The organism is Streptomyces sp. NPDC087420 (genome assembly GCF_044744165.1).
In the GTDB taxonomy this organism is placed as follows: Bacteria; Actinomycetota; Actinomycetes; order Streptomycetales; family Streptomycetaceae; genus Streptomyces.
Map to the genome: position 1 here is coordinate 22255 of NZ_JBIUXU010000013.1, position 12415 is coordinate 34669.

Here is a 12415-nt window from a genome sequence, read left to right on the forward strand (position 1 = left end):
AATCCTAACGAGTGACGGTATCCCTCAAAAGGGGACAGGAATCCCCGATTCCGGCGGGCGGAAGGCAAGGACGGTGTTGTGGCCGCCGAACCCGGCCGACGTGCTGAGCGCGAGTCGGACCGGATGTTTGTACGCCCCGCCGGTGACGAGGTCCAGCTCGCCCGTCCCGCTGTCAGGACGCCGGAAGTTCGCGGTGGGCGGCGCCAGTTGGTGGGAGACCGTCAGCACGGTGAGCGCGGCCTCGATGGAGCCCGCCGCGCCCATGGGATGCCCGGTGACCCCTTTCGTGGAGGTGACCGTCGGCGGGCGCGCCCCGAAGAGCCGGCGCAACACGCTCGCCTCCCGCGCGTCGTTGAGCGGGGTGCTCGTGCCGTGGGCGTTGATGTGGTCCACCTCCGCCGGCCCGGCTCCCGCCGCGGCCAGGGCCCGCACCAGCGCCTCGTGCAGTCCGCGCCCCTCGGGATGCGGGGCGACCGGGTCATGCGCGTCGGTGGTGGAGCCGTGCCCCACGAACAGCGCGTGCACCGGCGCACGCCGGGCGGTGGCGTCCGCCGTACGTTCCAGCACCAGCACCCCCGCGCCCTCCGCGATGACAAAGCCGTCCCGGTCCGCGTCGAACGGGCGCGACGCGGCGGCCGGATTGCCCCCGCGCCCGGACAACGCGCCCATCTGGGAGAAGGCCGTCACGCACAGCGGCGTGACCATGGCGTCGGTGCCGCCCGCGACCGCGATGTCGCAGGCTCCCTCACGCAGGAGCATCGCGGCGACGATCAGCGCGGTGGCCCCGGACGCGCAGGCCGTGGCGGTGTGCAGGACGGGGCCCCGCGCGTCGAGGGCGATGGCGGTCTGCCCGGCGGCCATGTTCGGCAGGAACGCCGGGAGGGTGAGCGGCGAGACCGAACGCGGGCCGGTGCGGATCAGCCGGGTGTGCTGGCTCTCGTACGTCGTGACTCCGCCGGCCGCCGATCCCATGACCACCGCGACCCGGGCGCCGTCCCAGGACGCGGGGTCGAGCCCGGCGTCCGCGACCGCCTCCCTGGCCGCCGTGATGCCGAACTGCGTGCAGCGGTCGAGGCGCCACGCCTGCCGTACGCCGACGTGGATCCGGGGGTCGAAGCCCGGGACGCGGCAGGAGAACGGGACGGGGAGGCCGGCCAGTTCGGGGTCCGTGGCGGCGGTCGGCACCCCGGCGCAGACGCGGTCCCAGGTCGCCCGCGTGCCGATGCCCGCGGGGGTGACGAGGCCGATGCCGGTGACGGCGAGAGATTCCGCGGCGAGAGGTGCCGTACGGTCGGCCGTCGCGTGACCGGTCACCGCGCGGTTCCGGTGTCGGCCGCGGCGGAGTCGGTGGAATCGGCGGCGGAGTCGGTGGAATCGGCGGAATCGGCGGAATCGGCGGCGTCAACAGGACCGCCGCCCTCGGGCAGTTGGTCCGCGACCAGCCGCGCCAGGTCGTCGATCGACAGCTCGGCGGCCGCGTCGCTGTCGTCCAGCTCGACGCCCCAGCGCTCCTGCACCGTGACGAACAGCTCCACCACCGCCAGGGAGTCCAACTCCAGCTCGGCGAGGGTCGATCCGGGCTTGACGGCATCGGGGTCGACGTCGAACTTGTCGACGAGCAGGGTCACGAGGTACTGGCTGACAGTTTCCATGACGGATGACTCCGGTCTGTAGGAGGAGGGGAATGGGGGTGGGGCCGGGAAGGGGAATGAGGCGTCGGGTCGGCGGAGAAAGGCAGGACGGCGGGCCAGGTGAGCGCGATCGCTCCCCAGGTCAGCCCGCCGCCGAAGGTGGTGAGCAGCGCCCGCGCGCCGGGCCTGACGAGCCGCCGGGCCGCCGTGTCGGCGAGGGCCAGCGGAATGGACGCGGCGGCGGTGTTGCCGACGTCCGCGATGTTGCCGAAGCGGTGGTGGGCGGGGACGTCGAGCCGTTCGGCCACGGAGTCGAGGATGCGCTGGTTGGCCTGGTGGCCGATGAACGCCTCGACGCTCGGGGCGGGCCAGCCGGCCCGGTCGAGGGCGGTCTGCGCGGAGCGCGTCATGTGCGTCACGGCCTGCGCGTACACCTGGCGTCCCCGCATCCGGAAGTACCTTTCGGCACGGTCGAGTTGGGCCGTGTCGGGCAGCCGGGAGCCGCCCCCGGCGACGGCGATCAGGTCACTGCCCGCGCCGTCCGCGCCGAGGTCGGCGGCGACGAGGGCGCCGGGCTCGTCCCGCTCCCCCGCCCGCAGCAGGAACGCCCCGGCGCCGTCGCCGAAGATCGGGGCGGTGTCGCGATCCTGGGGATCGACGATGGCCGAGTACTTCTCGGCGCCGATGACCAGCGGGTAGCGGCAGGTGCCGTGGGCGATCAGGGCGTTCGCGGTGGTCAGGGCGTACAGGAATCCGGAACAGACGGCCGCGAGGTCGAAGGCGGGTACGGGGCCGAGGCCCAGCCGGTGGGCGACGTCGGGGGCCGTGGCCGGGCACGGCCGGTCCGGGGTGGTGGTGGCGATCAGCACCAGATCGGGCCGGATGCCGGGGGCGGACCGCATGGCCGCCTCTCCCGCCGCGAGGGCCAGGTCGCCGGTGCTGACGTCGGAGGCGGCGTGGCGGCGGCGGGCGATGCCGGTGCGGGAGCGTATCCACGCGTCGGTGGTCGCCAACTCGCCCCGGGCCACGATCTCTTCGTTGGTGAGGGAGCGCGGCGGGAGGCAGGAGCCGATGCCGCAGACAACGGCGGTGGAGTCAGAGACGGGGGAGACGTTCACGGCGTGGGGTCCAAGAACGGCAGCGGCTCGGCAGCCGGGGAAGGCGAGGGCGCCGGCGCCGGCACCGGAGCCACGAACGGGGACGGCGGCTTGGGAGTGCCCGCCAGACCTCCGTCCGGTACGGACATCCCGCCGTCCAGCACCAGCGCGTGGCCGGTCAGGTACGCGGACGCGGGCGAGGCCAGATAGAGCGTGGCCGCCGCCACGTCCGCCACCTCGGCCCACCGCCCCAGCGGCACATGCCCCATCAGCCAGTCGGAGAGCGGCCCGCTGCCGTACGCGAACGCCGTCATGTCCGTGCGGGTCCAGCCGGGGCAGAGCGCGTTGACCCGGACCCCCTGGTGCGCCCAGCCCGTCGCCAGACTCCGTACGAGTGAGATCTGCGCCGCCTTTGAGGCCGCGTACGCCTCCATGCGCGGCGCCCCGACCACCCCGGCCACGGACGACATCAGCACCAGACTGGCCCGGGGGGAGTCCACGAGGTACGGGTACGCGGCCCGGCACACGGCGGCGGTGGCACCGAGGTTGACGTGCAGCACGCTGTCCCAGTCCCGCTGGAAGGACTCCTGGAGGGGCAGGACGACCGGGGACCCGTCGGCCTCCATGGGCAGGATGCCCGCGTTGTGCACGACGATGTCGAGGCCGCCGAGCGCCCGCGCCGCCTGGTCCACGACGTGGACGGCCTGGGCGGTGTCGGCGAGGTCGCCGGGCACGAGCACCGCCGTACGCCCGTGGTCCTGGACGAGGCAGGCGGTCTCCTTGAGCGCGTCGCCGGTACGGGCGGAGAGGGCGACGTCGGCGCCCGCCTCCGCGAGGGCCTGGGCGACGGCCCGGCCGATGCCCCGGGAGGCGCCGGTGACGAGCGCGCGGGCGCCGTCGACGCGGAAGGTGGACAGGACGGTGCTGCCGACACGGGTGCTGCTGGTGCTGCTCGCGCCGGTGGTGCTCACGCCGGTACTGCTCGCGCTGGTGGTCACTGGTGGCTCCTTCGCCGTTCCGTGGGAGGGGGTGCGCCGGGGATCCCGGCGCCGGGGGCGCCGGTCCAGTCGAGGAGGGCGCTGCCCCAGGTGAGGCCCGCGCCGAAGACGGTGATCAGGACCCGCCCGCCGTCCGGTACGAGGCCGCGCGCGGCGGCGGTCGCCAGGGCGTACGGGGCCGAGGCGGCGCCGATGTTGCCCACCTGGTCCCCGACGATCACCAGGCGCTCGGGCGAGATGCCCATCTCGGCGCCGAGGCGTCGCAGCAGCACGGGATTGGGCTGGTGGACGACAAACATGTCGATGTCGTCCAGGACGAGGTCGTTGCGCTTGAGCGTCTCCTCGACCAGCCGGGGAAAGACGTCCACGATGAAGTCGCGGACGGCCCGGCCGTCCATGTGGATGTAGTGGGCGCCGCTGTCGAGCGTCGCGGCGGTGGCCGGCCTGCGGCTGCCACCGGCGGGGATGAGGACGTGATGCGCGCCGTGGCCGTCGGAGCCGAGGCGGAACTCGCTGAATCCGCGGCCCTGTTCGACCGGTCCCAGGATGGCCGCCGCGGCGCCGTCGGCGAAGAGCACCGCCGTACCCCGGTCGGTGAGATCCAGGAACTTGGAGTACGTCTCGACGCCGACGACCGCCGCGTACCGCGCCCGGGAGTCGCCGCGCAGCCAGTCGTGGGCGACCTTGGCGGCGAACAGCCAGCCGGAGCAGGCGGCGCTGACGTCGAGGGCGACCGCGTGGTGGGCGCCGGTGAGGGCCTGGACCCGGCAGGCGGTGGAGGGGCCCAGTTCGTCGGGGGTGGAGGTGGCGGAGACGAGGAGGTCGATCTCGTCGGTCCTGATGCCGGCCGCGTCGGCGGCGGCGCGGACGGCGGCCGCCGCGAGGTCGGAGGCCGCCTCGTCGGGGGCGGCGACATGGCGGGTGCGGACGCCGGTGCGCTCGGCGATCCACTGCGGGGTGACCCCGGCGGACCGGGCGACCTCCTCGTTGTCCCGCTGCCGGGCGGGGAGGTGGGCGCCCATGCCGAGGACACCGATGGAGGGATCCGTATGCGCGCTCATGTGGCCCTGCCTCGTTCGGTGTTGGTGTGGTGGATCCCGGTCCTGTACGGGTCGGTCCCGTACGCGCCCCCGTCCAGCCCCTCCACCAGCGCCGCCGCGTACTCGTCCGCGCCCAGCGGCGCGGGGGCGAGCCCCTCGGGCAGGGCCATGCCCCGCGCCAACAGCGGCAGGTACGGGGTCAGTTCGTCGCACTGGTCGTCCATGAGCGCGGGCAGGGCGGTGACGGTCGGGGCGTCCAGGACCCCCGTGGACTGGAGGACGCCGGACAGGCGGTGCGCCTGGAGCAGTCCGTACAGCGCGGCCAGCGGCGGCAGCGCCTGTTTCACCCCGGGCTCCTCGGCGGCGTTCACGGCGGCGGTGAGGTTCTCGGCCGCGAGCCGGTGCGCGTACACCTCGCCCAGCTGTTGCGCCTGCCTGAGCAAGGGGTTCCACAACTCCAGCCCCTCCAGGCCCTGTTCGGTACGGGCCCGCAGGGCGCCGCGCAGGTCTGCGGTGAGCCGGCGTTGCAGGGCGCGGGTGACGGCCGGCCACCAGGCGGGGTCGGCCGGGGAGAGCGCGTGGTGCGGGGTGCCCGGCTCGGGCTCGGGCGGTACGTCGTCGGTGGCGAGGGCGCGGCCGGTGTCGAGCGTGATCAGCGTGCTGTCGCCGCCCGCGCTGTCGAAGGCGTGGGCGAAGCCCTGCCAGGACTGGAGCCGGTTGACGTCCAGGAATCCGGCGAGTCCGCTGCGGTGCTGGCAGGAGGCGGCGAGCCGGGCGGTCTCCCGTACGGTGAACGCCTTGTAGGCCGCCAGCGGCCGGTCGACGGCCGACCAGGGCGCGAACGTCATCTTCGCGCCGGCGCGTGCCTGGGCCGTCCCCGCGCCGTCCGCCCCCGTGCCTCCCGGGGGCCGGTGGGCCGCGCTCCACGTGTCGCGGGCCGTACCCGCCGTACAGCTCAGCGCGAAGGCCTCCGCCAGGGCGCCGAGCACCGCGTGCTGCTGGGTGCGGTACGTGAGCACCGGCGCGCCCGGGGCGAACCTGCCGTGGGAGCGGCGGTGGGTGGAGTGGCGCAGGGTGGTCACGGCGGCGCCGCGTGCCATCGCCGCCATCGCGGTCGGCAGGGTCGCCCAGAGCGCCTGCCCGACGGACAGGGTCCGCTGGAGCCGGGCGTCGGGGGTGCCGAGCGGGTCGTGCGGGACGCCGTCCGCGTCGAGATCGGCGCTGTCCCGCAGCCAGTTGTCGTACGGGACCCTCACCTGGTCGAAGCGGACCACGGCGTACGCGAGGGGCAGCGCGTGCGCCGAGAGCGGGCCCGAGATGTGGACGCCGGGCACGGTCACGCCGTGGTTGTCGCTCAGTTCGACGGCGAACGAGAACACCCCCGCGTCCCGGCCTCCGGAGAGGACCCGCGCGCAGACGACCGCCGTCTGCGGGAGGCCGAGCACGGCGACGGCGGAGAACTTCGCGGCGCGGGCGTCGGGGGTGTGCAGGACGAACTCCCGCCGCTCCGGGTCGAAGGTCGCGGTGGTGCGGATCGCCAGGTGGCTGCTGGCGTCGCCGATCTCCGTGACCATGAACACGCCCCGGGCGCGCGCCCCTTCGAGCCGCGCCAGGGCGGGAGCGGGCCGGTCCCCGCCGGACAGGGTGAGGACGGAGCCGGCGCACAGGATGTAGTGCGAGAGCACCGCCATGTAGAGGCTCGGGTCGGCGGCGGCGACACAGGCGCTGACCTCGGCGAGCAACTCGGTGTCGGAGAAGACCTCCTGGATGCCGGGCAGGGACTCGGCGAGGCGGCGCAGCCGCAGGTGGACGGCGTGGTCGTCGGGGAGTCCGGCCTCGGCGGGGAGCGGGGCGGGGCCGCCGGCGAGCGCGGCCACGATCCGCTCGCGCAGGCCGGCCGGGCAGGAGGTGCCGGTGATCCGGGCGAGTTCGGCGAGCGCCGCCTCGGTGGCGGTGAAGGAGGCGGTGAAGGGAGCGGTTGCTGAGGTGGGCGCGGTGACGGGCGGGTTCATCCGACGGCTCCGGGGTGGGGTACGGGTACGGGTACGGGGTGCGGCGACCAGCTGAAGCCGGGGTCGGCGAGGGGCGCCCGGGCCAGGGCGCCGGGCACGATGTGCCGGGCGTTACGGGTCAGGGCGCCGCCCGTCCCCGCCTCCAGCAGCAGGGCGGGGCCGGGGGCCGCGCGCCGCAGGGTCTCGGGCAGCCGGGCGGGGCGGGTCAGGCAGTGCGCCAGCGCGGCCGGGAGGTCGGTGCCGGGGCCGTGGACGCCCTGCGCGACGGCCGAGTGGACGGGCAGCAGCGGCGGCCGGGCGGGCAGGTTCCCGACGAAGGCGGCGAAGACGGCCGCCGTGCGGCCCAGCGACGGGTGGTGGGAGAGGAACGGCAGGCGCAGCCGCGTGGCCGGGATCCCTCGCTCGTGGGCGAGTTTCTCCACCAGTTCGAGGGCGGGCAGCGGACCCGCGAGCACGGTCTCGTGGGGGTCGTTGACACAGCCGACCACCACCCGTTCCCAGGAGGGGCCGAGGGCCACACCGGCCGTCCGCACGAGCGCGTGGGCGGTTTCCTCGCCCGCGCCGAGCAGGGTCAGTCCTCCGGGGCAGTCGTGCAGCAACTGCCCCAGCCGCAGGGCGATACGGGCGCCGTCGGGCACGGTGAAGCAGCCGGCGGCGACCAGGGCGGGGATCTCGCCGAAGCTGACGGCCAGCAGCCGTTCGGGGACCCGCCCGGCCGCGCACAGCGCCCGGTGCACGGACAGAGAGGCCCCGAACAGCGCCAACTGGGCGGTCCCCGGCGGCCCTTCGGCCAGGTCGCGCCCGCTGGGCGGAGCGTCGGAGACCAGGCGCGGGCCCAGCGGGGCGAGTCCGTGCTCGACGGCGACCCGGTCGACCTCCTCGAACACCCCGGCGACCGCGTCGCGCAGGGGTGGATGGGCCAGCAGGCCTTTCACCAGAGGGGTGAGAGCGAAATCGCCCTGGCCGGGAAAAAGGTGGAGAGTGGCACGCGGAACGGTGCCGGGAGATGAGGCGGGCATTGCCCCGGACCTCCTGTCGGAAGGAAAGAGAAACATGCGGCCGACACCCCGCTGAACGGGCGGGCCGACCGGCGATCTTCCTCCAGAGTGAAGTACGTGCCCTGTCCCCAAGAATTTTCCGGGCGCCTGACCTGTTAAATGTTCGGCGCTGTCAAAAAGGTGCGGAACACACCGCCCCACCGGCGGTCCACCAATGATCCACCAGTGATCCACCGGCGATTCAAGAGACGCGTGGGGCAGATCCGTACTCAGTTACCTCGCAGACCACAGGGGTCAGGAGACGCGAATCGGACATCGGAGGGCGGCTGTCCGAAAACCCGGTTGTGGATATTGGACACAGGACTGCTCCCTGTCGAATGTGTCGAATGTCGGGGCTGCGGAGGACAATGAGGCGCGCGCATCCGCCACATTCCACAATACGGCCGCCGTTCGAATCAGTTACAGGCCAGTAAATTCATATCGTGGTCACGTGCGTGTTTCTTTGAGCGCCAAAAAGCGCCGGAAGATGAGTCCGAAAGGTTTCCCATGACGTCACGGCGTCCGCCGAACGGATTGTTCAGGGACCTCCTGGCCGAAACAGGCTGGACCGGTGAGGAATTGGCGCGCGCCGTCAATCGCCTCGGCGCCGAGTCCGGCCTGACCCTCCGCTACCAGCGGGCCTCGGTGTCCCAGTGGGCGGCCGGGATCCGCCCCAGACCCCCGGCCCCCGAACTGCTCGCGGAGGCGTTCTCCCGCCGCCTCGGCCGGCGGATCACGGTCGCCGACGTGCTGCCCGAGGCGACCGCCCCCGGGGCGGAGCCGGCGGCCACGGAGACCGGATCACCCGTCGAGACACCCACCCCCGCACGGCAGTTGGTGGATCTGGGCCGGCGGGTCTCCCAGCGCGACCGGGCGGCGGCCGCGCTGGTGTACGAACACGATCCGCGCCCCTCCCCCGACGCACCCCACCCCGGGCACCCCGCCGCCCCGCCCTCGCCCCCCGTCCCGCAGCCCGCCCCGCAGCGCCTGACCCCCGCCGCCACCGCCGCCGTCGCCGCCATGATCGACGTCTTCTCCACGGCCGACCGCACGCACGGTGGAGGCTTCGCCAGGGCCGCGCTGGCCGCGTATCTGAGCCAGAGCGTGGCGCCCCTGCTCCGCGCCCCGGGCCCCTCGCCCCTGCGGCGCCAACTCCTGCGCTCCGGAGCAACGTTGAGCTACCTGTGCGCCTTCATGCACTTCGACGACGAGCTGCACGGACCCGCCCAGCGGTACTACCGCACCAGCCTGGAGCTGGCCGAGGCGGCCGGTGACCCCACGGCCCAGGCCCTCGCCCTGCGCGCGCTGAGCATCCAGGCCCACACCCTCAAACACCACCGGCGCGCCCTGGACCTGGCCGAGGAGGCGCACCGCCGGGTGACGGCGCGTACCCCCGCGCAGGTCCGCGCGGGCATACTCGGACAGCTGGCCGTGGCCGAGGCGGCGACCGGCGGGGGACCCGCCTCGACCCGCCGACTGGACCAGGCGGCCCGGGAGTTGGAGAACGCCGACCGGAACGAACCGGCCGTCGGCGCCTATCACAGCGCCTCCCTCGCCCATCAGCACGCGGCGGTCGCCGCCCACCTCGGCGACGGGACCCGGGCCGTCACCGCCCTCCAGGCCTCCCTCGACCGGCGCCCCGACACCGAACCGCGCTCGCGGGTCATCACCTGCGCGGCCCTGGCCGAACTGCACTTCGCCCGTGGCCATCTGGAGGCCGCGTGCGCGACCTGGCACAGCTTCCTCGACGGATATCCGGCGGTGTCCTCCGCCCGCGCCGACACGGCGCTCACCACGATGAGGTCGCTGACCCGGGTGCACCGGCGCCAGCCCACCGCCCTGGCCCTCATCCAGCGCGCCGCGTCACTGCAACGCCGCTGAGGCGTCACTGGCGTCACTGCAACGCCGTGGACCGCCCGCCCTGTTGGGGCAGGTGCCCGGACCCCCGGACCACGACCCTGCGGTGGATCTCCTGGCGCACCACGCTGTACGGCCCCAGACCCGACAGCGCCTCGGTGACCTCGGCCAGCAGACCCCCGGACGCCTCAGGCCCGGCGGCCACCCCGACGGTCGCGCGGCCGGCGAGCCACTCGCGCCGGATGTCCCGTACGGCCGCGACGGGACGGACGGCCGCCGGGCCCGGCAGATCCGCCAGGAGGGCCGGGTCCGGCCGGTCGAGCAGCAGCACCACGTCACTCGCCGCGGACAGGGACCGCAGGGTGTCCCTGCGGTCCGCCGACCGGTAGCACCACTGGTCAGGATGCTGTCCGCGCAGCCGGGGAAAGGTTTCGCGCAGCGCCTTGAGGACCGGTACGACGTCGTCGACCGGGGTGCAGGGCCGTACCACGAAGGAGACGCTCTCCGGGTCGGCGACCGCCCTCAGCCGGGTCAGCTGACGCTCCACCTCGCGGGTGCTGTCGAACGCGACGAGCCGCTCCGGGCGGTCACCCCCGCGTGGGCCCCCGGGGCCAGTCCTGTCCAGCTCCCCCGAGCCGATCTGGACCACCGTGTCGCCCCGCCGCAGGAACTCCGCCACGGTCTCCCGGGTACGCGCCGCCCCCGCGCAGGACGCCGCCGCCGCCTCCGTACCGGAACAGGTGGCGGCCGTCTCGGCGATCAGCAGCCGGCGCGTACGGAAGAGGGCCGCCCACTCCCGTACGGACCGCTCGGCGGCATCCAGGACGTCCGCGCCCAGTTCCGCCGCCCCCGCCACCGCCACCCCGGCCACCGTGCCGTCGACGTCCACATAGGTGGCCGCGAACACGGCCGCGCTCCCGGCCACCGCCCCCTCCCCCGGACGCCCGGCCCCCAGCCTCAGCGGCGCGAGATGCGTGGGATGCCCGAGCAACTCCAGATCGGCCGCGACGAGCGGCGCGGCGGAACAGCGTACCGCCCCCCGCTCCGGATGCACGGCGGAGGTGGCCACCGTCAGACACCCCGGGCGGACGGCCTCCGTGGCCGACCGCTCGTACAACAGCGTCCTGTTCACCCTCACGACCCTCCGGCCCGGGAAGGGCCGCTCGTCACTCTTCCCTCCGGATTTCCTCCGGCTTTCACCCGGATTTCCTCCGGACCGGCCGGTCAGGGGCGGCATTTCGGCACTCATCCGGCAGAAGTCACCGGATCGGGGCGGGACACCGTGCCGGACGGATTGTCAGTGGTGCCCTATACGGTGGGCGCCATGGCAACCGCCCGTACGAAATCCGCCAAGGACAGGCCGTCCTACCGCTGTACCGAATGCGGCTGGACGACGGTCAAATGGCTGGGGCGCTGCCCCGAATGCCAGGCGTGGGGGACGGTCGAGGAGTACGGCGCACCGGCGGTACGGACCACCGCGGCCGGCCGGGTGTCGACCGCCGCGCTCCCCATCGGCCAGGTCGACGGGCGTACGGCCACGGCGCGCTCGACCGGGGTGGACGAGTTCGACCGGGTCCTCGGCGGCGGGCTGGTGCCCGGGGCGGTCGTGCTGATCGCGGGCGAGCCCGGCGTCGGCAAGTCCACGCTGCTGCTGGACGTGGCGGCCAAGGCGGCCAGTTCCGAGCACCGCACGCTCTATGTGACGGGCGAGGAGTCCGCGAGCCAGGTGCGGCTGCGCGCGGACCGCATCAAGGCCATCGACGACCACCTCTACCTCGCCGCCGAGACGGACCTCTCCGCCGTCCTCGGCCACCTCGACGCGGTCAAGCCCTCCCTGCTGATCGTGGACTCCGTGCAGACCGTGGCGTCGCCGGAGATCGACGGGGCGCCGGGCGGGATGGCCCAGGTCCGCGAGGTGGCGGGCGCGCTCATCCGCGCGTCCAAGGAACGCGGCATGTCCACGATGCTGGTGGGCCATGTCACCAAGGACGGCGCGATCGCCGGGCCCCGGCTGCTGGAACACCTCGTGGACGTGGTGCTGTCCTTCGAGGGCGACCGGCACGCCAGGCTGCGGCTGGTGCGCGGTGTCAAGAACCGGTACGGCACGACCGACGAGGTCGGCTGCTTCGAGCTGCACGACGAGGGGATCACCGGCCTCGCCGACCCGTCGGGGCTCTTCCTGACCCGCCGCGCCGAGGCCGTCCCCGGCACGTGCCTCACGGTCACCCTCGAAGGCCGGCGCCCGCTGGTCGCCGAGGTGCAGGCCCTGACCGTCGACTCGCAGATCCCCTCCCCCCGGCGGACCACGTCGGGCCTGGAGACGTCCCGGGTGTCGATGATGCTGGCCGTGCTGGAGCAGCGCGGCCGGATCACCGCCCTCGGCAAGCGGGACATCTACTGCGCCACGGTCGGCGGCGTGAAGCTCACGGAGCCCGCCGCGGACCTGGCGATCGCCCTCGCCCTGGCCTCCGCCGCCAGCGACACCCCCCTGCCGAAGAACCTGGTCGCGATCGGCGAGGTGGGCCTCGCGGGCGAGGTCAGACGGGTCACCGGAGTCCAGCGCCGGCTGGCCGAGGCGTACCGGCTGGGCTTCACCGAAGCCCTCGTGCCGAGCGACCCCGGACGGATTCCCGCCGGTATGAAGGTCACGGAAGTCGCCGACATGGGGGATGCTCTGAGGGTGCTGCCGCGCCGAGGTCGTGCGGACGCCCCACGGGACAACAACGCTCGCCGGTAGACTTTG

10 protein-coding genes are annotated in these 12415 nt (G+C 74.1%); 2 read left to right on the forward strand and 8 right to left on the reverse strand.

The genetic code is table 11. The features are described from left to right. Positions 1–24: 24 nt before the first annotated feature. The 7 genes from ACIO1C_RS26230 to ACIO1C_RS26260 all read right to left on the reverse strand — a co-directional run bounded on the left by ACIO1C_RS26230 (position 25) and on the right by ACIO1C_RS26260 (position 7797). Positions 25–1314 (reverse strand): beta-ketoacyl-[acyl-carrier-protein] synthase family protein, encoded by a 1290-nt coding sequence (locus tag ACIO1C_RS26230; protein WP_401867529.1) that lies wholly within the window; start codon positions 1312–1314, stop codon positions 25–27. Further along, a complete protein-coding gene (locus tag ACIO1C_RS26235; RefSeq protein ID WP_401867531.1) occupies positions 1311–1652 on the reverse strand; it encodes an acyl carrier protein in 342 nt (113 codons plus the stop codon). Before ACIO1C_RS26235 ends, ACIO1C_RS26230 begins: the two co-directional genes overlap by 4 nt. Continuing rightward, positions 1625–2749: a beta-ketoacyl-ACP synthase III gene (locus ACIO1C_RS26240; RefSeq protein WP_401867534.1), complete on the reverse strand. Its 1125-nt coding sequence runs from the start codon at positions 2747–2749 to the stop codon at positions 1625–1627. The genes ACIO1C_RS26235 and ACIO1C_RS26240 overlap by 28 nt, the downstream gene beginning before the upstream one ends. Continuing rightward, the gene (locus tag ACIO1C_RS26245; protein WP_401868105.1) at positions 2746–3645 is read right to left on the reverse strand and encodes an SDR family NAD(P)-dependent oxidoreductase; all 900 of its coding nucleotides are present in this window, start codon (positions 3643–3645) and stop codon (positions 2746–2748) included. Before ACIO1C_RS26245 ends, ACIO1C_RS26240 begins: the two co-directional genes overlap by 4 nt. Positions 3646–3722: 77 nt before the next feature. Beyond that, on the reverse strand, positions 3723–4787 hold the full coding sequence (locus ACIO1C_RS26250; RefSeq protein WP_401867537.1) for a 3-oxoacyl-ACP synthase III family protein: 1065 nt from the start codon (positions 4785–4787) through the stop codon (positions 3723–3725). Beyond that, a complete protein-coding gene (locus tag ACIO1C_RS26255; protein WP_401867539.1) occupies positions 4784–6778 on the reverse strand; it encodes an acyl-CoA dehydrogenase in 1995 nt (664 codons plus the stop codon). The genes ACIO1C_RS26250 and ACIO1C_RS26255 overlap by 4 nt, the downstream gene beginning before the upstream one ends. Further along, positions 6775–7797 carry an ACP S-malonyltransferase gene (locus ACIO1C_RS26260; RefSeq protein WP_401867541.1) on the reverse strand — a complete coding sequence of 341 codons (1023 nt, stop codon included), beginning with the start codon at positions 7795–7797 and terminating at the stop codon, positions 6775–6777. Before ACIO1C_RS26260 ends, ACIO1C_RS26255 begins: the two co-directional genes overlap by 4 nt. 525 nt (positions 7798–8322) lie before the next feature. Here ACIO1C_RS26260 and ACIO1C_RS26265 point away from each other — a divergent pair. Further along, entirely contained in the window at positions 8323–9696 is a 1374-nt protein-coding gene (locus ACIO1C_RS26265; RefSeq protein ID WP_401867544.1) for a hypothetical protein, read from the forward strand. Between the two features lie 13 nt (positions 9697–9709). Here ACIO1C_RS26265 and ACIO1C_RS26270 read toward each other — a convergent pair whose 3' ends face one another. After that, positions 9710–10804: a hypothetical protein gene (locus tag ACIO1C_RS26270; RefSeq protein ID WP_401867547.1), complete on the reverse strand. Its 1095-nt coding sequence runs from the start codon at positions 10802–10804 to the stop codon at positions 9710–9712. Positions 10805–10996: 192 nt separating this feature from the next. Between ACIO1C_RS26270 and radA the strand changes: the two genes are divergently transcribed. Beyond that, entirely contained in the window at positions 10997–12409 is a 1413-nt protein-coding gene (radA, locus tag ACIO1C_RS26275) for a DNA repair protein RadA (RefSeq protein ID WP_401867550.1), read from the forward strand. Positions 12410–12415 lie beyond the last annotated feature (6 nt).

Excerpts from the sequence above, each read along its gene's own strand:
- ACIO1C_RS26235 (WP_401867531.1), bottom strand. The coding sequence starts at position 1,652 with ATGGAAACTGTCAGCCAGTACCTCGTGACCCTGCTCGTCGACAAGTTC.
- ACIO1C_RS26255 (WP_401867539.1), bottom strand. The coding sequence starts at position 6,778 with ATGAACCCGCCCGTCACCGCGCCCACCTCAGCAACCGCTCCCTTCACC.
- ACIO1C_RS26250 (WP_401867537.1), bottom strand. The coding sequence starts at position 4,787 with ATGAGCGCGCATACGGATCCCTCCATCGGTGTCCTCGGCATGGGCGCC.
- radA (WP_401867550.1), top strand. The coding sequence starts at position 10,997 with ATGGCAACCGCCCGTACGAAATCCGCCAAGGACAGGCCGTCCTACCGC.
- ACIO1C_RS26260 (WP_401867541.1), bottom strand. The coding sequence starts at position 7,797 with ATGCCCGCCTCATCTCCCGGCACCGTTCCGCGTGCCACTCTCCACCTT.
- ACIO1C_RS26265 (WP_401867544.1), top strand. The coding sequence starts at position 8,323 with ATGACGTCACGGCGTCCGCCGAACGGATTGTTCAGGGACCTCCTGGCC.